Raw genomic sequence first — 20,603 nt, 5'->3', positions numbered from 1 at the left:
TACCTTCAAGGCCGCACCGCCCGGCATGACGTTGCGTAATGGCCGGGTGTGTTTGCCGTGGGTTTCAGGGGGTGGCAGAAATCGAGCGCCGCCCGCGCGGCGCATCGCGAGCTTTGCTCGCTCCTACGTTTGTTTCGGGCCAGTAACGCCTGTGGCAGGCGCGCGCGACCGCCTTGTTTGTACGACGCGATATCGAGCCAGGCGACCGGTGCTCAGAGGAACACGAACTTGGCAATGAAGATCGCGCACAGCACCCACAGGCTGGCCGAGATTTCCTTGTACTTGCCGGTACCCGCCTTCAATGCCACATAGCTGATGAAGCCCAGGGCAATACCATCGGCGACCGAGAACGTCAGCGGCATCATGATCACCGTGACGATCGCCGGAATGCTGTCGGTGGCCTCATCCCAATGGATGTGCGCCATGCTACCCATCATCAGCATTGCAACGTAGATCAGTGCACCGGCTGTCGCGTAGGCAGGAATCATCCCGGCCAGCGGCGCGAAGAACATCGCGGCGATGAACAGCAGGCCTACCACCACAGCCGTCAGGCCGGTTCGGCCACCTGCGGCAACCCCCGCAGCACTCTCCACATAGCTGGTCACCGGCGGTACACCTACCACCGCGCCGAACACACTCGAGGCACTGTCAGCCTTCAACGCCTTCGACAGGTTCTCGATACGCCCGTCCGGCGCCACCAGGTTGGCTCGTTGCGCGACGCCCATCAGCGTGCCGGCGGTGTCGAACATGTGCACGAAGAGGAACGCCAGCACCACGCTGATCATGCTGACGTTGAACACGCCAGCCACGTCCATGGCCATCCAGGTGGGCGCCAGGCTCGGCGGCATCGACATCACCCCGCCAAACTTGACCAGGCCCAGGCCCCAGCCTGCGACGGTGACACCGATGATGCTGATCAGGATCGCGCCGAAGACCCGCTTGTAGCTGAGGATGGCGATCAGCAGGAAGCACACGGCTGCCAGCAGTGGCCCCGGTTCATGCAGCGAGCCCAGCTTGATCAGGGTGGCAGGGCTGTCGACGATGATGCCTGCGGTCTTCAGGCCGATCAGCCCGAGAAACAATCCGACGCCGGCCCCCATGGCATGGCGCAGGCTGACCGGGATGCTGTTGAGCAGCCATTCGCGCACTTTCGACAAGGTCAGGAACATGAACAGCACGCCCGAGACGAATACCGCCCCCAGCGCCGTTTCCCAGTTGTAGCCCATGGTGCCGACAACGGTGTAGGTAAAGAAGGCATTGAGCCCCATGCCTGGCGCCAGGCCTACCGGCCAGTTGGCGTACAGGCCCATCAGCAGGCAGCCCAGCGCGGCGGCGATGCAGGTGGCGACAAAAGCGGCACCATGGTCGATGCCGGCGTCGGCCATGATGTTGGGGTTGACGAAGATGATGTAGGCCATGGTGATGAAGGTGGTCACCCCGGCGATCATTTCGGTTCTGACGGTGCTGCCGTGTTGCTTGAGTTTGAAAATCCGCTCCAGCCAGCTCGTTTCGAGCGGTGGGGCGAGATCCAGCGTAGGGGCTTCGGATTTGCGGCTTTCCACAGCGGGTACTCCTCAAGTCTTTCTTGTTGTTATGGAGCCAGTTTCCTGCGCAATGCACTTGGCGGCTCCGCGAGGGAAGGCAGACGTCTGACCGTTTTATTGACTCAAGGGTCAAGAAGTTGCTCGATGGATTATGCTTTTGTGTACAAATAATGCAAATAATGTTTTATGTTTTGTATGCGCAATGCGTCGTACAACGGCTATATAGGTAAAACGCCCCCTGCGGAATCGCCTCAGCCTGTGTACAATGGCGCCATACTTTCTCTTCGTGCCTCGAGAGCCCATGAACGAACAGCTGCAACCTCTGAAAAAACCTGCACGAGTCGGCAAGGCCGGCCGCAGCGGTACCCAGGACGACATCGTCTACGCGCATATTTTCGAGGCCATCCTCGAGCAGCGTCTGGCTCCGGGCACCAAGTTGAGCGAGGAAGCGCTGGGCGAGATCTTTGGCGTCAGCCGCACCATCATCCGCCGCGCCTTGTCGCGCCTGGCCCACGAAAGCGTGGTGCTGCTGCGGCCGAACCGCGGCGCGGTGGTGGCCAGCCCGACCGTGGAAGAGGCGCGCCAGGTGTTCTTCTCGCGGCGCATGGTCGAACGCGCCATCACCGAGCTGGCGGTGCAGCATGCTACCCTCGACCAGCTCAACGAGCTGCGGCATATGGTGCGTGAGGAGCGCGACAGCTTCTCGCGCGGTGACCGGGGTGCCGGCATCCGCCTTTCCGGTGAGTTCCACCTCAAGCTGGCCGAAGCGGCGGGCAATGCACCGCTGGTGAGTTTCCAGCGCAGCCTGGTCTCGCAGACTTCGCTGATCATTGCCCAGTACGAAAGCGGCAACCGCTCGCACTGCTCTTACGATGAACACATGCAGCTTATCGATGCCATCGAGGCGCGCGATGCCGAGCAGGCCGTGAGCCTGATGATGCATCACATGGACCACATCGACAGCAAGCTGAACCTGGACGAGGAGAGCGCCTCGGACGATTTGCATGCGGTGTTCTCGCATCTGTTGAAAAAGCCCAAGGTTTCCGTCAAGGGTTGATCGTTTGCCGGTGTGATCGAGGGGCTGCACGGCAGCCCCCAGCCACTACTGGCCATAACCCAAAGGTCTGCTAAATTCTTGTGAGCAAACCTTCATCAAGCAGTTGGGCTTGCGCATTCGTTGCGTTCAACTTCTTGAGGAACGGATTCATGAGCATGTCCCTGGGTAAACGCATGGGGGCCGAACTGATCGGCACCTTCTGGCTGGTCCTTGGTGGCTGTGGCAGTGCGGTACTCGCAGCCAGTTCCCCTCTCGGCATCGGTGTGCTCGGTGTCGCCTTCGCCTTCGGCCTCACCGTACTGACCATGGCCTTCGCCATCGGCCATATCTCGGGCTGCCATCTAAACCCTGCCGTGTCGTTCGGGCTGGTGGTAGGCGGGCGCTTCCCTGCCAAAGAGCTGTTGCCTTATGTGATCGCCCAGGTGATCGGTGCCATCCTGGCGGCCGGGGTGATCTACCTCATCGCCAGCGGCAAGGCCGGGTTCGAGTTGTCTTCGGGGTTGGCTTCAAACGGCTACGCCGACCACTCGCCCGGTGGCTATACGCTGGGTGCGGGCTTTGTCAGTGAAGTGGTGATGACCGCCATGTTCCTGGTGGTGATCATGGGTGCGACCGACTCTCGCGCACCGGCAGGTTTTGCACCCATCGCCATCGGTCTGGCCCTTACCCTGATCCACCTGATCTCGATCCCGATCACCAATACTTCGGTCAACCCCGCGCGTAGCACGGGGCCGGCCTTGTTCGTCGGTGGCTGGGCCCTGCAGCAGCTGTGGCTGTTCTGGGTGGCGCCGCTGATCGGTGCTGCAATCGGCGGCGCGCTGTATCGGGGCCTGGCGAAAGAACCTTAGCGCTGGTGCACGCAGCGCCCGGCGGCGTAGGTTTCACGCACGGTACGGTCATCGCCCAGGGTGGTGAGCACGAACAAGGTTTCTTCGATGCTGTTGGACTGCTGGATGCGGTAGTCCAGCAGTGGCGTGGCCTTGTAGTCCAGCACCACGAAGTCGGCATCGTTACCCGGGCGCAGGCTGCCGATACGGTCCTCCAGGCGTAGCGCGCGAGCGCCGCCGAGGGTGGCCAGGTATAGCGATTTGTACGGGTGCAGGCGCGCGCCTTGCAGCTGCATCACCTTGTATGCCTCGTTCAGGGTGTTAAGCAGAGAGAAGCTGGTGCCGGCGCCAACGTCGGTACCCAGGCCCACGTTGACCTTGAACCGCTCGGCCTGGGGCAGGTTGAACAGGCCGCTGCCGAGGAACAGGTTGGAGGTGGGGCAGAAGGCCACGGCCGAGCCGGTTTCGGCCAGGCGCTGGCATTCTTCGTCGCACAGGTGCACGCCGTGGGCAAACACCGAGCGCTCGCCCAGCAGCTCGAAGTGATCGTAGACGTCCAGATAACCCTTCTGCTCGGGGAACAGCGACTTGACCCAGTCGATTTCCTTGAGGTTTTCCGACAGGTGCGTGTGCATGTACACGCCCGGGTGCTCCTTGAGCAATTGGCCGGCCAGGGTCAATTGTTCCGGCGTGCTGGTTGGGGCGAAGCGCGGTGTCACTGCATAGTGCAGGCGGCCTTTGCCGTGCCAGCGCTCGATCAGTGCCTTGCTTTCGGCATAGCCGGACTCGGCGGTGTCGGTCAGGTACTCTGGGGCATTGCGGTCCATCATCACTTTGCCGGCGATCAGGCGCAGGTCCAGGCGCTCGGCTTCTTCGAACAGGGCGTTGACCGACTCCGGGTGCACGCTGCCGAATACCAGCGCAGTGGTGGTGCCGTTACGCAGCAGTTCCTTGAGGAAGATCTTCGCCACCTGGTCGGCGTGGTCTTTGTCGGCGAACTGCTTTTCGCAGGGGAAGGTGTAGGTGTTGAGCCAGTCCAGCAACTGCTCGCCGTAGGAACCGATCATGCCGGTCTGCGGGAAGTGGATGTGGGTATCGATGAAGCCCGGGGTGATCAGCGCGTCCTGGTAGTGCTCGACCGGGATGCCGGCATCCAGCGTCGGCAGCAGTTCACTGGCGTGCCCAACGGCGCTGATGCGGCCATCGTCGACCACCAGCAGGCCGTCTTCGTAGTATTCATGGGAAGCCTCCAGGCCCACCTCGGCCGGGTCGGCAATGCTGTGCAGGATGGCGGCACGGTAGGCTTTGCGGGTAACGGTCATAACACACTCGTCAAATGGCTTGGCTGCGGCGGGAGGGCGGCAGCAATTGGGCAATGGGGCCGGCATTGGCGGCAGCGTCGTGCTGGCCGAAGCAGGCGTTGTAAGTGGCAATGATTTCACCGGCGATAGACACGGCGATCTCGATGGGCAGCTTGCCCTTGACCTCGGCCAGGCCCATCGGGCAGCGCATGCGGGCCATGACGGCCTCGTCGAAGCCTCGCTCGCGCAGGCGGTGCTCGAACTTGACCCGTTTGGTCTTCGAGCCGATCAGGCCGAACCAGGTGAAATCGTTGCGCTTGAGAATGGCGGCGGTCAGTTCCAGGTCGAGCTGGTGGTTGTGGGTCATGACGATGCAGTAGCTGCCGGGCGGCAGATCCGCGACTTCGTCGACCGGTTCCTCACTGACGACCTTGGTCACCCCCTTGGGGATGAGTTCGGGGAATTCCTGTTCGCGCGAGTCAATCCAGCGCACCCGGCAGGGGAGCGCGGCGAGCAAGGGTACCAGAGCCCTGCCGACATGGCCCGCGCCGAACACGGCGATCTGCGCCTGCACAGCGGCCATCGGCTCGAACAGCAGCACGGTGGCGCCGCCGCAACACTGGCCCAGGCTGGCGCCGAGGCTGAAGCGCTCCAGGTGCGGGGTGGTGCGCTGCTCTTCGAGCATTTGTCGGGCGATGTGCAAGGCTTTGTATTCGAGGTGCCCGCCGCCGATGGTGTCGAACAGGCCGCTGGCGCTGACCACCATTTTTGAGCCGGCATTGCGCGGTGTCGAGCCGCGTTCCTCGATGATGGTCACCAGCACGCAGGCTTCGCCACGTGACTGGTGGTCGGCGAGGGCGTTGATCCATTGGTGCATGATGCAACCTCTCTAAGCCATGCTGCCGACCCTTGTAGGAGCGGGTTTACCCGCGAATGCGGCGGTGAAGCCACTATCGCATTCGCGGGTAAACCCGCTCCTACAAGGGCCTCGCGTTGTCAGGGGGTGATGGTTTCCAGTTCCAGTTCGCGCGACTGTGTTTCAGCCACTGCCTTGCGCATCTGCTCGCAGCCCCACAGCACGCGCTCAGGTGTAGCTGGCGCATCCACCTGCGGCTGCACGCGGTAGTCGGCGAGGCTGGCCACGGCATCCTTGATTGCACACCAGGCAGCGATACCGAGCATGAACGGTGGCTCGCCCACGGCCTTGGAGTGGAACACGGTGTCTTCCGGGTTTTTGCGGTTCTCCACCAGTTTTACCCGCAAGTCCAGTGGCATGTCGGCCACGGCCGGGATCTTGTAGCTGGCCGGGCCGTTGGTCATCAGCTTGCCTTTGGCGTTCCACACCAGCTCTTCGGTAGTCAGCCAGCCCATGCCCTGGATGAAACCGCCCTCTACCTGGCCGATGTCGATCGCAGGGTTCAGCGAATCGCCCACGTCGTGCAGGATGTCGGCGCGCAACATCTTGTATTCGCCGGTCAGCGTATCGACGATCACTTCCACGCAGGCAGCGCCAAAGGCGAAGTAGTAGAACGGCCGGCCGCGGGCCTGGCTGCGGTCGTAGAAGATCTTCGGTGTGCGGTAGAACCCGGTGCTGGACAGCGACACCTGAGCGAAGTAAGCCTGCTGCACCAGTTGCTCGAAGCTGACGATCTGGTCGCGCACGCGCACATGGCCGTTGCGGAACTCGACGTCTTCCTCGGTCACCTGATAGTGCCGTGCGGCAAACTCGGTCAGGCGGCGCTTGAGGATTTCAGCCGCGTTCTGCGCCGCCTTGCCGTTAAGGTCGGCGCCGCTGGACGCAGCCGTAGGCGAGGTGTTGGGTACCTTGTCGGTGTTGGTGGCGGTGATCTGGATGCGGCTGAAGTCCACCTGGAAGATCTGCGCCACCACCTGGGCTACCTTGGTGTTCAGGCCCTGGCCCATCTCGGTGCCGCCGTGGTTCAGGTGAATGCTGCCGTCGGTGTAGATATGGATCAGTGCACCGGCCTGGTTGAGGAAGGTGGCGGTGAACGAAATGCCGAACTTGACCGGTGTCAGTGCCAGGCCTTTCTTCAGGATCGGGCTGTTGGCGTTGAAGCGGCGGATCGACTCGCGGCGTTCGGCATAGTCGCTGCTGGCTTCCAGTTCGGCGGTCATCTCCTCGAGCATGTTGTGCTCGACGGTCTGGTAGTAGTGGGTGACGTTGCGTTCGGTCTTGCCGTAATAGTTGGCCTTGCGCACGGCCAGCGGGTCACGGCCCAGATGGCGGGCGATATGGTCCATCACCTGCTCGATGGCAACCATACCCTGCGGGCCGCCAAAGCCGCGGTAGGCGGTGTTGGAGGCGGTGTTGGTCTTGCAGCGGTGGCCGTGGACGGTGGCATCGCCCAGGTAGTAAGCGTTGTCGGAGTGGAACATGGCGCGGTCGACGATCGAACCGGACAGGTCGGGCGAATAGCCGCAGTTGCCGGCCAGGTCGAAATTGATGCCGTGCAGCCGGCCGTTGTCGTCGAAGCCCACGTCATACTCGACGTAGAACGGGTGGCGCTTGCCGGTCATCGTCATGTCTTCGACCCGCGGCAGGCGCATCTTGGTTGGTTGGCCGGTCAGGCGCGCAACTACCGCGCACAGGCATGCCGGACTGGCGGCCTGGGTTTCCTTGCCGCCAAAACCGCCACCCATGCGGCGCATGTCCAGCACCACCTTGTTCATCGGCACGTCGAGCACTTCGGCGACCAGTTTCTGCACTTCGGTGGGGTTCTGCGTGGAGCAGTAGACGATCATGCCGCCGTCTTCGGTAGGCATTACCGAGGAAATCTGCGTTTCCAGGTAGAAGTGCTCCTGGCCGCCGATGTGCAGGGTGCCCTGAATGCGGTGCGGGGCGCTGGCCAGGGCGGCAGCCGAATCGCCGCGCTGGTGGGTGTGGCTATCGAGCACGAAGTGCTTCTTGTGCAGCGCCTCGACCACGTCCAGCACCGGTTCCAGGTCTTCGTACTCGACGATGGCGGCCATGGCCGCTTTACGTGCGGTTTCAAGATCGCGGGCAGCGACAGCGAGCACCGGCTGGCCGAAGAACTCGACCTTGTCGATGGCCAGAAGCGGGTCGCCGGCCACCACCGGGCCGATGTCCTTCAGGCCGGGGATGTCTTCGTGGGTGATGGCAATGCGCACGCCCTCGAAGGCGTAGCACGGCGTGGTATCGATGCGCAGGATACGCGCATGGGCGCGGTCGGCGGTGCGGGCATAGACGTGCAACTGGTTGGGGAATTCCAGGCGGTCGTCGATGTACACAGCCTCGCCGGATACATGCTTGTCGGCGCTGTCGTGCTTGACGCTACGGCCCACCCCGGTGGTCAGGTCCTGGCTGAACAGTTCGGCCATCTCGGCCTGGCTTTTGGCTACGTGATGGTTAGACATAAGCGGTCACCCGGGTTTCGATGTGCGGTGTTTGCTGTTCGATGAAATACTTGCGCAGCAGGTTCTGCGCGGTCAGCAGGCGGTATTCCTTGCTGGCGCGGAAGTCGCTGAGCGGGGTGAAATCTTCGGCCAGGGCCTGGCAGGCGCGCTCGATGGCAGCCTGGTCCCATGGCTTGCCACGCAGCGCTGCCTCACAGGCGCGGGCGCGTTTGGGGATCGCCGCCATGCCGCCGAAGGCGATGCGTACACCGCTGACTACGCCGTCTTCGATGCTGAGGTTGAACGCCCCGCACACGGCGGAGATATCATCGTCCAGGCGTTTGGACACTTTATAGGCGCGGAACGCCCAGTCGCTGGTGGCGCGCGGCACAATGATCTTCTCGATGAACTCGCTGTCCTGTCGGGCAGTGATGCGGTAATCGATGAAGTAGTCTTCCAGTGGCATCACCCGCTGGCGCTCGCCCTGGCGCAGGACGACCTGTGCATCCAGCGCGATCAGCAAGGGTGGCGAGTCGCCGATCGGCGAGGCGTTGCCGATGTTGCCGCCGAGGGTGCCCTGGTTGCGGATCTGCAGCGAGGCGAAGCGGTGAAGCAGTGCCCCGAAGTCAGGGTACTCTTCGTTCAGCGCGGTGTAGCAGTCAGTCAGCGGCGTGGCGGCGCCGATTTCCAGGTGGCTGGCGGTTTTCTCGATGCGCTTGAGCTCCGCCACATGACCGACGTAGATCATCACGGGCAAGGTCTTGTGGAACTGGGTGACTTCCAGCGCCAGGTCGGTCCCCCCCGCGAGCAGGCGCGCTTCAGGGTGCGAGCTGTACAGGTCGGCCAGGTCGGAGACGGTCAGCGGCACCAGGCAGCGCTTGTCGCCGCTGTTCAGCTCGCCGGTCTGGGTCGGGGCAATGGCCTTGAGGCGGCTGATGGTTTGCGCCTGCTGGCTATCGAACTGGTCGCGGCAGGGCTGGCGGCAGCTCTGCTCGGCGGCGTCGAGGATCGGCCGGTAACCGGTGCAGCGGCACAGGTTGCCAGCCAGGGCTTCCTGGGCCTGGTGCAGGTCGGGGCCGCTGCTGTTCTTTTGCAGGGCAAACAGTGACATGACGAAGCCGGGCGTGCAGAAGCCGCATTGCGATCCGTGGCAGTCTGCCATCGCTTGTTGAACGCTGTGCAGTTGGCCCTGTTGTTTGAGACCCTCGACGCTGATCAGTTGCTTGCCGTGCAGCGACGACACAAAGGTCAGGCACGAATTGAGGCTGCGGTAGCGCAGGCTGTCGTTGCCTTGGTCGTCCTGGCTCAGTTCGCCGACCACCACGGTGCACGCACCGCAGTCTCCACTGGCGCAGCCCTCCTTGGTGCCGGTTTTGCCCAGGTGCTCGCGCAGGTACTGCAGCACCGTCATGTTTGGGTCCAGGGCGTGCTCACTACGCAGCTCCTGGTTGACGAGAAACTGGATCACGGGGATGGCCTCGCAATGGTTTTATTGTTGTTGGGCGGACTCTAAGCAAGACCTGTCTAGCAGGTCAATATTTTTCTGACTCAAAGGTCAAGAAATTGCACATGTCCATGCCCAGCCGAACACACTGCCTCTATTCCAAGCATAGATCGCGCCGGGCGCGTGGCTGTCTGACAGGTCAAATAAACCACCTGGCCCCTCTGCGCGACTACCGCCCAAGTACGCTACAATTCGCCCCTTGTGCCCAGTTCAATGATTTTGAAGGAAAACCATGACGTTCAAGGCCCCGGACAGCCTCTCCGAGCAGATTGCCGATTACCTGGCCGAACGCATCATTCGCGGCGAGCTGGCGCCAGGCGAACGTATCCAGGAGCAGAAGGTTACCCAGGCGCTCAACGTCAGCCGCGGCTCGGTGCGTGAGGCACTGCTGATCCTCGAACGCCGCCATCTGGTGGCGATCCTGCCGCGCCGGGGTGCCCATGTGACCGTGCTGGACGAGCGCAGCGTTCGCAGCCTGTGCTCGCTGATGGGCGAGTTCTACATCCTGCTGGGCAATGCGGTTGCGCAAAAATGGCGCACCGAAGCCGACCTGCGCCCGTTTCTGGAGATCCAGCAGCGGCTGCAGCGTGCCCATGACCAGCTCGACATCAAGACCTTCGTCGCCGACAGTTTTGCGGTCATGCGTGCGGCCTACCCGTTCGCCGACAACCCGTTCCTGCAGGAAACCGTGGAAAACCTGCAGCCGGCCATGAGCCGTGCCTATTACCTGTCGCTGGACCAGCGCCAGGCCAACATGAGCGACTATCTCGACCTGTTCGCCCGCCTGCTCGAAGCCGTGGTCTCCCGCGACCTGCCGCGCATTCGTGAGGTGCTCACCGCCTATGGCCAGCGCAGCTGCGAACTGGTGCTGGCGGCACTGGCCAGAGGCTGACCGATGCGCCTGAAGTGCATTCGCCTGGCCGGGTTCAAGTCGTTCGTCGACCCGACCACGGTCAACTTCCCCAGCAACATGGCGGCCGTGGTCGGCCCAAACGGCTGCGGCAAGTCCAATATCATCGACGCGGTGCGTTGGGTGATGGGCGAGAGTTCGGCGAAGAACCTGCGCGGCGAGTCGATGACCGACGTCATCTTCAACGGCTCCAGTGGCCGCAAGCCGGTCAGCCAGGCCAGTATCGAGCTGGTGTTCGACAACAGCGAAACCACCCTGGTCGGCGAGTATGCCGCCTACGCCGAGATATCGATCCGCCGCAAGGTTACCCGCGACGGGCAGAATAGCTATTACCTCAACGGCACCAAATGCCGCCGGCGTGACATCACCGATATCTTCCTCGGGACGGGGCTGGGGCCGCGCAGTTACTCGATCATCGAGCAGGGCATGATCTCCAAGCTGATCGAGGCCAAGCCCGAGGAGCTGCGCAACTTCATCGAGGAAGCGGCTGGCATTTCCAAATACAAGGAGCGCCGCCGCGAAACCGAGAACCGCATCCGTCGCACCCAGGAAAACCTGGCGCGTCTGACCGACCTGCGCGAAGAGCTCGAGCGCCAGCTGGAGCGTCTGCATCGCCAGGCCCAGGCCGCCGAGAAGTACCGTGAGTACAAGGCTCAGGAGCGCCAGATGAAAGCGCGCCTGTCTGCCTTGCGCTGGCGAGGCCTGGACGAACAAGTCCGCCAGCGCGAGTCGGTGATCGGCGATCAGGGCGTTTCTCACGAGGCGCTGGTGGCCGAGCAGCGCAATGCCGATGCCAGCATCGAACGCCTGCGCGACGGTCATCACGAACTGTCCGAACGTTTCAATCAGGTGCAGGGCCGTTTCTACTCGGTGGCCGGTGACATCGCCCGGGTCGAGCAGAGCATTCAGCACGGCCAGCAGCGCCTGCGGCAGTTGCAGGACGACTTCAAGGAAGCCGAGCGCACACGCCTGGAAACCGAATCGCACCTGGGGCACGACCGCACCTTGCTGGCGACCCTGGGCGAAGAGTTGGCCATGCTCGAACCCGAGCAGGAAATGACCCTGGCGGCTGCCGAGGAAGCCGCTGCCGCGCTTGAAGAGGCCGAACTGGGCATGCACGGCTGGCAGGAGCAGTGGGACAGCTTCAACAGCAGTTCCGCCGAGCCGCGCCGCCAGGCCGAAGTGCAGCAGGCGCGCCTGCAGCAACTGGAAACCAGCCTTGAGCGCCAGGCCGAGCGCCAGCGCAAGTTGGTCGAGGAGCGCGAGCAACTGGGCAGCGACCCGCAGGATGCCGCCATGCTCGAACTGGCCGAGCAACTGGCCAGCAGCGAAATGCTGCTGGAAGAACTGCAGCTCTGCGAAGAGCAGGTGATCGAGCGCCTGGAAAGCGCGCGCGAGCAACTGCAGCAGGCCACCCAGGCGCAACAGCAGGCACAGGGCGACCTGCAGCGCCTGGGCGGGCGCCTGGCCTCGCTTGAAGCCTTGCAGCAGGCCGCCCTGGAGCCGGGCGCAGGTGCTGCGCAATGGCTGCACGGCCAAGGGCTGGAGCAACAGCCGCGGCTGGCCGAAGGCTTGCGGGTGGAGCCGGGTTGGGAGCTGGCGGTAGAGACCGTGCTTGGTGCCGATCTGCAGGCCGTGCTGGTGGACGATTTCAACGACCTCGATTTTGCCGGCCTGGAGCAGGGTGAACTGCGCTTGCTGCTGGCCGTCAGCGCGGGGGTGACGTTGACCGGCAGCTTGCTGGAGAAGGTCGAGGGCCGTATCGACCTGGCGCCCTGGCTGGGCCAGGTAAGGCCTGTGGAAGACCTGGCCCAGGCACTGGAGCAGCGCGGGTCGCTCGGCGAAGGGCAGAGCCTGGTCAGTCGCGATGGCTATTGGGTCGGCCGGCACTTCCTGCGGGTGCGCCGGGGTGGCGAGGCCGAAGGCGGCGTGCTGGCGCGTGGCCAGGAAATCGAACGCCTGGGCCAGGAACAACTGGTACAGGAAGCGGCGCTGGAACAGCTCGATCAACAGTTGCAGGCCCTGCGCGAGCAGCAACTGGACCTGGAGGAGCAGCGCGAACAGTTGCGCCGCCGCACACAGGATGAAAACCGCCTGCACGGCGAGCTGAAGGCCAGTCTTTCGGCCAGCCGCGCGCGCGCCGAGCAGGTCGAGCTGCGCCGCCGCCGCCTGCACGAAGAGCTGGGCGAGCTGGAAGAACAGCGCGCCCTGGAACACGAGCAACTGGGCGAAGCACGCCTGCTGCTACAAGAGGCTCTGGAGCTCATGGCCCAGGACACCGAGCAGCGCGAGCAGTTGATGGCCCGCCGCGATACCCTGCGCGAAAGCCTCGATCGGGTGCGTCAGGAGGCTAGGCAGCACAAGGACCACGCTCACCAGCTGGCGGTGCGCCTGGGGTCGCTGCGTGCCCAGTACGATTCTACCCGCCAGGCGCTGGAGCGCCTGGAGCTGCAAGCTGCGCGCCTGACCGAGCGCCAGGAGCAACTGAGCCTGAACCTGGAGGAGGGGGAAGCCCCGCAGGAAGAACTGCGCCTGAAGCTGGAGGAACTGCTGGAGCGGCGCATGAGTGTGGACGAGGAAATGCGCCTGGCTCGCCTGCACATGGACGAAGCCGACCGCGAACTGCGCGATGCCGAAAAGCGCCGCACCCAGGCCGAGCAGCAGGCCCAGTTGCTGCGCGGTCAACTGGAGCAACTGCGCCTGGAGTGCCAGGGCCTGGATGTGCGGCGCAAGACCCTGCAAGAGCAGTTGCTGGCCGACGGTTATGACCTGCAAGGCGTGCTCGCCACCCTGGAAGCCGAGGCCAGCGAGCAGGGTACCGAACAGGAGCTGGAGCAGCTTGAGGCGCGCATCCAGCGCCTGGGGGCGATCAACCTGGCGGCCATCGAAGAATACGAGCAGCAGTCCGAGCGCAAACGTTACCTGGACGCCCAGGACGCCGACCTGGTCGAAGCGCTGGAAACCCTCGAAAACGTCATCCGCAAAATCGACAAGGAGACCCGCAACCGCTTCAAGGATACCTTTGATCAGATAAATGCCGGATTACAGGCACTTTTCCCAAAAGTTTTCGGTGGTGGCAGCGCTTATCTGGAACTGACGGGCGAAGATCTACTCGATACAGGGGTGACGATCATGGCGCGCCCCCCGGGCAAGAAGAACAGCACCATCCATTTGCTGTCCGGCGGCGAGAAGGCACTGACCGCTTTGGCGCTGGTGTTTGCCATCTTCAAGTTGAACCCCGCACCGTTCTGCATGCTCGACGAGGTCGATGCGCCGCTGGACGATGCCAACGTCGGGCGCTACGCGCGTCTGGTCAAGGAAATGAGTGAAAGCGTGCAGTTCATCTACATCACCCATAACAAGATTGCGATGGAGATGGCGGATCAATTGATGGGGGTGACCATGCATGAACCGGGTTGTTCACGCCTCGTTGCAGTTGATGTGGAGGCGGCCATGGCCATGGTCGACGCTTGATGTACGACGATAGGGGCACATTCTGTAGCGAAATGCCCCCGCCGTGTGCGACAGACGGTGTAAAGTTGTCTTTGGTCGTGCTAGCTTAATGTCACTCGTTTTTTGCGTGGGTAAAACGCCTGTCAGAACATAGAGTTGGCGCCACGTGTTAAAGGGCTTTGAACCCTTTGTTTTCAAGCATATTTTTATAGAGGCACGGGATTACATGGAAATCGGTCTGCGCGAGTGGCTGATCGTTATCGGCATCATTGTTATTGCCGGGATTCTTTTCGACGGCTGGCGCCGCATGCGCGGCGGGAAAGGCAAGTTGAAATTCCGTCTGGATCGTAGTTATTCCAACCTGCCGGACGAAGAGGGTGGCAGTGCCGAGGTGCTCGGCCCGCCGAGGGTGCTCGATACCCACAAGGAGCCTGAGCTGGACGAAAGCGACCTGCCTTCGCTCAGCGCGTCTTCGCGTGATCGCGAGCGTGAGCCCAAGCCGGTCAAGGCCAGCAAGCGCGGCAAGCGTGCCAGTGCGGCTGCCGATGTGCAGCAGGGTGACCTGAACCTGAGCGCCGAGCAACGCGAGCCCGACCTGTTTGCCGACAGCGATGACGACTTTGCCGCCGACAACAACCGTAGCAGCGGCGCAGCGCCTGCCAGCAGCAGCGTCAAGGAGTTGCCACCCGCTGAAGAGGTGCTGGTCATCAGCGTGATCTCCCGCGACGAGGGTGGCTTCAAGGGCCCGGCGTTGCTGCAGAACATCCTGGAAAGCGGCTTGCGCTTCGGCGAAATGGACATCTTCCACCGTCACGAGAGCATGGCCGGTCACGGCGAGGTGCTGTTCTCGATGGCCAACGCAGTCAAGCCTGGCGTGTTCGACCTGGACGACATCGACCACTTCAGCACCCGCGCTGTGAGCTTCTTCCTCGGTTTGCCGGGCCCGCGTCATCCGAAGCAGGCCTTCGATGTGATGGTTGCCGCAGCACGCAAGCTGGCCCACGAACTGAACGGTGAGCTCAAGGATGACCAGCGCAGCGTACTGACTGCCCAGACCATCGAGCACTATCGCCAGCGTATCGTCGAGTTCGAGCGCCGCGCGCTGACCCAGAAACGCTGACAGATCCAGACGAAAGAGCAGCCTGAGGGCGTGCTGGCCGGTTCGGGCATCATCGTTGCCTGTGCCAGCTTCTTCGCGGGTAAACCCGCTCCTGCAGGTGCATCACCGCCCCAGAAGCCTGTGATGCCCTTGTAAGAGCGGGTTTACCCGCGAAGAGGCCGGCACAGTCAATAGACACCTGGAACCCCACGCACCACCCCAAGCTGCTCTTTTGCTTTGCAAGAGAAGACAATCCATGACCGCCGAATCCCGTATCCTCGAACTGCGTGCCGAGCTCGACCAGCACAACTATCGCTACTACGTGCTCGACGAGCCCAGCGTGCCCGATGCTGAATACGACCGCCTGTTCAACGAGCTCAAGGCGCTGGAAGCCGAACACCCGCACCTGGTAACCCCTGACTCGCCCACCCAGCGCGTTGGCGGCTCTGCCTTGGCGGCGTTCAGCCAGGTGCGCCACGAAGTGCCCATGCTCAGCCTGGGCAATGCCTTCGAAGAAGCCGACCTGCGTGAGTTCGGCCGCCGTGTGGTAGAAGGTCTCGACCAGCCCGGCGCGGTCGACTACAGCTGCGAACCCAAGCTCGATGGCCTGGCCGTGAGCCTGCTGTACCGTGACGGCCAGCTGGTGCAGGGTGCCACCCGTGGCGACGGCACCACTGGCGAAGACATCAGTGCCAACGTACGCACTGTGCGCAACATCCCGCTCAAGTTGCAGGGTAAGGGCTGGCCGGCAGTGCTGGAGGTGCGCGGCGAGGTGTACATGAGCAAGGCCGGCTTCGACCGGCTCAATGCCGCCCAGGCCGAGGCCGGTGGCAAGACCTTCGCCAACCCGCGCAACGCTGCCGCTGGCAGCTTGCGCCAGCTGGATTCGAAAATTACCGCCAGCCGCCCGCTGGAGTTCTGCTGCTATGGCGTCGGCCAGTTGTCCGAAAGCATCGGCGACAGCCACATCGGCATCCTCGAGCAACTCAAGGCCTGGGGCCTGCCGATCAGCCGCGAGCTCAAGCATGCGGCGGGCATCGAAGAATGCCTGGCCTACTACCGCGACATTGGCGAGCGGCGTAACAGCCTGCCGTATGAGATCGACGGTGTAGTGTTCAAGGTCAACAGCCTGGCCGCCCAGCGCGAGCTGGGCTTCCGCGCCCGTGAGCCACGCTGGGCGATTGCCCACAAGTTCCCGGCCATGGAAGAGCTGACCGAGGTGCTGGACGTTGAGTTCCAGGTTGGCCGTACGGGTGCCGTAACGCCTGTGGCGCGCCTGAAGCCGGTCAAGGTGGCCGGTGTGACCGTGTCCAACGCCACCTTGCACAACATGGACGAAATCGCCCGCCTGGGCCTGCGCATTGGCGATACGGTGATCATTCGTCGTGCCGGTGATGTGATCCCGCAGGTGATGCAGGTGGTGCTTGAGCGTCGTCCGGTAGACGCCCGCCCGGTAGAGGTGCCAAGCGCATGCCCGGTCTGTGGCTCGCAGGTCGAGCGTACCCGGCTGGTAAAGCGCAGCAAAGGCAAGGAAACCACCAGCGAAGGCGCGGTGTACCGCTGTGTCGGCCGCCTGGCCTGCGGCGCCCAGCTCAAGCAAGCGATCATTCACTATGTATCGCGCCGCGCCATGGACATCGACGGCCTGGGCGAGAAGAGCGTCGAGCAGTTGGTGGATGAGGGCCTGATCGGCTCGCCGGCTGACCTGTACAAGCTGCAGTTCGAGCAGATCGTCGGCCTTGAAGGCTTCGCCGAGGTGTCCAGCAGGAAGTTGCTCGATGCCATTGAAGCAAGCAAACGCCCGAGCCTGGCGCGTTTCATCTACGCCCTGGGCATTCCTGATGTAGGCGAAGAGACCGCCAAGGTGCTGGCCCGCTCGCTGGGTAGCCTGGCCCGCGTGCAGCAGGCGCTGCCGCAGGTGCTCACCTACCTGCCGGACATCGGCCTGGAGGTTGCCTACGAGATCCACAACTTCTTTGAAGATGAGCACAACCAGAAGGTTATCCAGCAACTGCTCGACAGCGGTATGCAGTTGCAGGACGAAGGCGAGCTGGCTGCCGAGTTCGCTGCCAGCACCACATTGGCGGGCATGATTGCCAAGCTCGACATCGCCTCTGTCGGCCCTACCGGCGCCGAGAAGCTGGTGGCCAGGCTCGACAGTCTGGACAAGATCATTGCCGCCGACGGCATCGACCTGCGCCAGGCCCTGGCGGCTAAGCAGGCTGACGCGGTGCGCGAGTTCTTCAAGGATGAAGCGAACCAGAAGCTGGCGCGGGACATCGAGGCACAGCTGCTGGCGTTCGGCATGCACTGGGGCTGTGAGAAGAAGGTAGCCGAAGGCTTGCCGCTGGCCGGGCAGACTTGGGTCTTGACCGGGACGCTAGAGCGTATGAGCCGGGATATTGCCAAGGACAAATTGGAAAGCCTGGGGGCCAAGGTAGCCGGTTCCGTTTCTGGCAAGACCCACTGCGTGGTGGCAGGGCCTGGGGCAGGCTCCAAGCTGGCCAAGGCTGCTGAGCTGGGTGTGAAGGTGCTGGATGAAGATGCCTTCGTTACCTTCCTGGCTGAGCAGGGCATAGCGGTCTAGGCATCCGCGGCCCCTGTGAGGGGTAATTGTCTTGCTCAAAATTTGAAAAGCCTGCGCGGTCACCTGTAGGAGCGGGTTTACCCGCGAAGAGGCCCGTCCAGGCCGCCTCGGCCCTGACAAGTCATTGAGAAATGATGACTTTTTCTGCCGCAGTGGTTGTATCTGCCCCAAAGACCGGTACAATGGCGCCACTCGCTGCTCAGCGAGGCATGTAGTGGTGGCCCCATCGGTCCCCCCGCATTGATTACCCGTTAACCTGGTCAGGCCCGGAAGGGAGCAGCCATAGCGGGAACATCGAGTGCCGGGGTGTGGCTGGTGGGGCCGCCTCCATTTCCAGGGTCGGAAAACCTCAATCTGTAACGAACGCTTTCGTTCTTTCCTGCTTTTCGCCCAGTGCTCCCGCCGCCGACAGCTTCATCAGGCGCTGAAATTTCGGGCATGCCAGATGATCTTTCTCAGGGCATTGCGCTGCATGGCGCAACCCCTTGCTCATGGCCTGCAAGCGCCTGATCCGCGCGTCAAGTTCGTCTGCCTTGGCATTCAGCATCTGTCGGTGGACCTGCAGGTCCACCAGCATCGCCCCCACTTCATCCAGCGAAAACCCCGCAGCCTGCCCCAGGGCGATCAGCGCCAGCCTGTCCGCCACATCGGCTGCAAACTGTCGTCGCTGGCCGCGCCCGGCCAGGGACTTGAGCAAGCCTTTCTTCTCGTAGTAGCGGAGTGTCGATGCAGGTACGCCTGTGCGTTTGGCGACGTCGGCAATGTCCATTTCGGGCCCTTGACTTGAAGTTGACTTCAACTTCTATGCTGCGCGGCATGGGTAATGACCGTCAACTTTCGAGGGCTTGTTCAATGACGTTTACTTCAATGTTTTTAGCTGCGTTGCCGATTGGCATCGGTGCCACAGTAGTGATGGACCTGTGGGGGCTGCTGCTGAGGCGGTTGGGTGTGGCAACGCTGAACTTTGCCATGGTCGGGCGTTGGGCGGGGCACTTGCTAGGCGGGCGTGTTTCGCACCAAGCGATTGCCAAAGCGGAACCGGTGCGAAATGAGTTGGCGTGGGGATGGGTGATTCACTACGTCACCGGCGTGCTTTTCGCGATGCTGCTGCTTGTGATCGTAGGGGAGGGCTGGTTGGGATCGCCTACTCTTTTACCTGCGGTAGTTGTGGGTGTGGGTACAGTCGCGGCGCCGCTGTGCTTCATGCAGCCGGCGATGGGGGCAGGGTTCTTTGCGTCCAGAACGCCGACACCTGCGCGGAACTGCCTGAAGAGCCTGGTCACGCATTTTGTGTTTGGTGTGGGGTTGTTCTCGAGTGCGTATTTACGGGCTTTGCTGTGAAGACAGGGATCCCGATTACAGTAAGCACATGATCAGAGTGTCTGCTTTTAAAATAGGTCTGATAGCAGTCTAGGAAAGCTCCTACGCGTCAGGCAGGCATAGCGAATTATCCTACGTGTTCCGTCGACTCCCGTCTGATTGTTCCGGTCAACCTCGCCCACTAGGCTTTCGCGGTCGCTGTCAGTTCAGCGATCGGGTGTGGAAGCCTGGGTGGTTTGGTGGCTGTCGATATGACGGTTGTGCGTGGGAGGCCTTCGGGCCTGCCAGGTTTGCCATACCCCTGGTCTTCCACCCCGCGTACAACTGTCACCCTAAGTGTGGAAGCGAAAGGGTGCTCTCAGCCCGGTATGGTGAACTCATGAAAAACGGGTCCCCGATGCCCCCCACGTCTTCGATCTTCCCCAAGGCAAATCCCTTTCCCGCGCGATCAGCAAAGGCATCGTCCCGATGGGGTTCGCGTTGATGAATGTTTCCCACTACCTGATGTTCGCCTACAGCGATAGCCGGCGGGCGCTTGAGCGCATTCAGGACGAAGAAGCCAGGCAGTTATTGGAGCATGGGTTGCGGGCCATGCAGATTGCCTGGGGGCAGGCGGATGCTGTGGCATTGGAGCAAGTAGAGATTGCAGGGATAACGAATAACCCTGTGGGAGCGGATTCACCCGCGAAGCAGGCGACGCGGTGGATGGCACCGGCTTCGCCGGTGTTCGCGGGTGAACCCGCTCCCACAAGGGACGCGCAAGCTTTGCGAGGGTTTGCCTTCCATCAGGCTACTGGCTAGGGCTGGGTCAGAGAGATGGAGCCGGAGTCGCTCACGCTTCCATACCGCTGCAAAATCCGCTCGATCTCCCCCGACTGCTTCATTCTTGCCAGCGCCCGCAACAGCCCTTGAGTCGGTATCGCCGGATCGTTGCGCACCATGCACCCCAAATCCTGTTCGTCCAGCACTGCCAGCGCCTGCAATTGCTGCTCCGCTGGCAACCCTTGGTTGAACCACTGCAACGACAACTGGTTGCTTACCGCATGGCGATACCGGCCTGCCTGCAGCTTTTGCAGCACCAGCAACTGGCTGCGGCTGTCCTCACGGTGCAGCTGGCCTTGGTCCAGCAGCGGTTGCAGGGTTGGATAGGTGTAGCCAAGCACCGTGCCGATCGCCTGAGGTGGCAGTTGCTCCGGGGGTATCGGGGTGCTGTCGCCAGCGCGGCCAACCAGTACGTCGCGCTGATGAAACAGCGGGATACTCCACACAAAATCCCCTGGGAGGTCGTTAAGCCATTGGGCACTGACGTGGCAGCGCACATCAATATCGCCGCTGCTCATGGCCTCCTCCAGGCGCAGGCGTGCCATGACGTGGTACTTGGGGCGAGCGCCCACTTGCCTGGCAACGGCTTGCATCAGGTCGTAAAGCAATCCCTCCACTGGCTGATCGCCTTCGATGCGTACCAGCGGCATGCTCCAGCTCTCGACGACGGAAAAGCGCAGCACCGGCTGGTCAGCCAGGCTGTTTGTAGACCACAGCAGTAAAAGGGCCAGCAGTCTTCGCAAAGGCAATCCTCCCTGGACAATGCGCCATTCCAAGCTTAGACGAGTTGCGCAGGGTGCAATT

The 20,603-nt window shown here is 62.5% G+C and carries 14 protein-coding genes, 1 other RNA gene and 1 pseudogene; 9 read left to right on the top strand and 7 right to left on the bottom strand.

The window, feature by feature from the left end:
• Positions 1-212: 212 nt before the first annotated feature.
• Complete coding sequence (locus ACF8EA_RS02860; protein WP_021783017.1) at positions 213-1,562, bottom strand: NCS2 family permease; 1,350 nt, start codon at positions 1,560-1,562, stop codon at positions 213-215.
• 283 nt (positions 1,563-1,845) lie between these two features.
• Between ACF8EA_RS02860 and ACF8EA_RS02855 the strand changes: the two genes are divergently transcribed.
• Positions 1,846-2,601, top strand: a complete 756-nt coding sequence (locus ACF8EA_RS02855; RefSeq protein WP_274147988.1) for a GntR family transcriptional regulator — start codon at positions 1,846-1,848, stop codon at positions 2,599-2,601.
• A 149-nt stretch (positions 2,602-2,750) separates the two neighbouring features.
• Positions 2,751-3,449: an aquaporin Z gene (gene aqpZ / locus ACF8EA_RS02850; RefSeq protein ID WP_021783019.1), complete on the top strand. Its 699-nt coding sequence runs from the start codon at positions 2,751-2,753 to the stop codon at positions 3,447-3,449.
• Here aqpZ and guaD read toward each other — a convergent pair.
• The 4 genes from guaD to xdhA all read right to left on the bottom strand — a co-directional run bounded on the left by guaD (position 3,446) and on the right by xdhA (position 9,572).
• The gene (guaD, locus tag ACF8EA_RS02845; protein WP_392521070.1) at positions 3,446-4,750 is read right to left on the bottom strand and encodes a guanine deaminase; all 1,305 of its coding nucleotides are present in this window, start codon (positions 4,748-4,750) and stop codon (positions 3,446-3,448) included. The two genes, aqpZ and guaD, sit on opposite strands and share 4 nt — an antisense overlap.
• A gap of 10 nt (positions 4,751-4,760) precedes the next feature.
• Positions 4,761-5,606: a xanthine dehydrogenase accessory protein XdhC gene (gene xdhC / locus ACF8EA_RS02840; protein ID WP_180688616.1), complete on the bottom strand. Its 846-nt coding sequence runs from the start codon at positions 5,604-5,606 to the stop codon at positions 4,761-4,763.
• A gap of 119 nt (positions 5,607-5,725) precedes the next feature.
• Positions 5,726-8,125, bottom strand: coding sequence for a xanthine dehydrogenase molybdopterin binding subunit (gene xdhB / locus ACF8EA_RS02835; RefSeq protein ID WP_084851151.1), 2,400 nt, complete (start codon positions 8,123-8,125; stop codon positions 5,726-5,728).
• Positions 8,118-9,572, bottom strand: coding sequence for a xanthine dehydrogenase small subunit (gene xdhA, locus ACF8EA_RS02830; protein WP_021783023.1), 1,455 nt, complete (start codon positions 9,570-9,572; stop codon positions 8,118-8,120). The genes xdhB and xdhA overlap by 8 nt, the downstream gene beginning before the upstream one ends.
• 268 nt (positions 9,573-9,840) lie before the next feature.
• On the opposite strand from xdhA, the gene ACF8EA_RS02825 reads away from it, so the two are divergent.
• The 5 genes from ACF8EA_RS02825 to ffs all read left to right on the top strand — a co-directional run bounded on the left by ACF8EA_RS02825 (position 9,841) and on the right by ffs (position 17,978).
• A complete protein-coding gene (locus ACF8EA_RS02825) occupies positions 9,841-10,500 on the top strand; it encodes a GntR family transcriptional regulator (RefSeq protein WP_021783024.1) in 660 nt (219 codons plus the stop codon).
• 3 nt (positions 10,501-10,503) lie between these two features.
• Positions 10,504-13,992, top strand: coding sequence for a chromosome segregation protein SMC (smc, locus tag ACF8EA_RS02820; protein ID WP_392521069.1), 3,489 nt, complete (start codon positions 10,504-10,506; stop codon positions 13,990-13,992).
• Between the two features lie 205 nt (positions 13,993-14,197).
• The gene (zipA, locus tag ACF8EA_RS02815) at positions 14,198-15,091 is read left to right on the top strand and encodes a cell division protein ZipA (RefSeq protein ID WP_101196430.1); all 894 of its coding nucleotides are present in this window, start codon (positions 14,198-14,200) and stop codon (positions 15,089-15,091) included.
• 235 nt (positions 15,092-15,326) lie between these two features.
• Positions 15,327-17,657 carry an NAD-dependent DNA ligase LigA gene (gene ligA, locus ACF8EA_RS02810; protein WP_392521068.1) on the top strand — a complete coding sequence of 777 codons (2,331 nt, stop codon included), beginning with the start codon at positions 15,327-15,329 and terminating at the stop codon, positions 17,655-17,657.
• 224 nt (positions 17,658-17,881) lie between these two features.
• Positions 17,882-17,978: signal recognition particle sRNA small type (gene ffs / locus ACF8EA_RS02805), an RNA gene on the top strand.
• A 28-nt stretch (positions 17,979-18,006) separates the two neighbouring features.
• Here ffs and ACF8EA_RS02800 read toward each other — a convergent pair.
• Positions 18,007-18,426, bottom strand: a complete 420-nt coding sequence (locus ACF8EA_RS02800) for a helix-turn-helix domain-containing protein (RefSeq protein ID WP_392521067.1) — start codon at positions 18,424-18,426, stop codon at positions 18,007-18,009.
• A gap of 83 nt (positions 18,427-18,509) precedes the next feature.
• Between ACF8EA_RS02800 and ACF8EA_RS02795 the strand changes: the two genes are divergently transcribed.
• Both ACF8EA_RS02795 and ACF8EA_RS02790 read left to right on the top strand, forming a co-directional pair.
• Entirely contained in the window at positions 18,510-18,998 is a 489-nt protein-coding gene (locus ACF8EA_RS02795; protein ID WP_392521071.1) for a DUF2938 domain-containing protein, read from the top strand.
• A 360-nt stretch (positions 18,999-19,358) separates the two neighbouring features.
• A pseudogene (locus ACF8EA_RS02790) lies at positions 19,359-19,607 on the top strand (hypothetical protein); the annotation flags it as partial.
• A 167-nt stretch (positions 19,608-19,774) separates the two neighbouring features.
• On the opposite strand, the gene ACF8EA_RS02785 reads toward ACF8EA_RS02790, so the two are convergent.
• Complete coding sequence (locus tag ACF8EA_RS02785) at positions 19,775-20,542, bottom strand: substrate-binding periplasmic protein (RefSeq protein WP_392521066.1); 768 nt, start codon at positions 20,540-20,542, stop codon at positions 19,775-19,777.
• Between the last annotated feature and the right edge of the window lie 61 nt (positions 20,543-20,603).

Source organism: Pseudomonas sp. YQ_5 (genome assembly GCF_043103305.1).
GTDB classification, from domain to species: Bacteria; Pseudomonadota; Gammaproteobacteria; order Pseudomonadales; family Pseudomonadaceae; genus Aquipseudomonas; species Aquipseudomonas putida_Y.
This window is presented reverse-complemented; position numbering and strand designations above follow the sequence as displayed.

Excerpts from the sequence above, each read along its gene's own strand:
- ACF8EA_RS02855 (WP_274147988.1), top strand. The coding sequence starts at position 1,846 with ATGAACGAACAGCTGCAACCTCTGAAAAAACCTGCACGAGTCGGCAAG.
- ACF8EA_RS02795 (WP_392521071.1), top strand. The coding sequence starts at position 18,510 with ATGACGTTTACTTCAATGTTTTTAGCTGCGTTGCCGATTGGCATCGGT.
- smc (WP_392521069.1), top strand. The coding sequence starts at position 10,504 with ATGCGCCTGAAGTGCATTCGCCTGGCCGGGTTCAAGTCGTTCGTCGAC.
- zipA (WP_101196430.1), top strand. The coding sequence starts at position 14,198 with ATGGAAATCGGTCTGCGCGAGTGGCTGATCGTTATCGGCATCATTGTT.
- ACF8EA_RS02800 (WP_392521067.1), bottom strand. The coding sequence starts at position 18,426 with ATGGACATTGCCGACGTCGCCAAACGCACAGGCGTACCTGCATCGACA.
- xdhB (WP_084851151.1), bottom strand. The coding sequence starts at position 8,125 with ATGTCTAACCATCACGTAGCCAAAAGCCAGGCCGAGATGGCCGAACTG.
- aqpZ (WP_021783019.1), top strand. The coding sequence starts at position 2,751 with ATGAGCATGTCCCTGGGTAAACGCATGGGGGCCGAACTGATCGGCACC.
- ligA (WP_392521068.1), top strand. The coding sequence starts at position 15,327 with ATGACCGCCGAATCCCGTATCCTCGAACTGCGTGCCGAGCTCGACCAG.
- guaD (WP_392521070.1), bottom strand. The coding sequence starts at position 4,750 with ATGACCGTTACCCGCAAAGCCTACCGTGCCGCCATCCTGCACAGCATT.
- ACF8EA_RS02825 (WP_021783024.1), top strand. The coding sequence starts at position 9,841 with ATGACGTTCAAGGCCCCGGACAGCCTCTCCGAGCAGATTGCCGATTAC.
- xdhC (WP_180688616.1), bottom strand. The coding sequence starts at position 5,606 with ATGCACCAATGGATCAACGCCCTCGCCGACCACCAGTCACGTGGCGAA.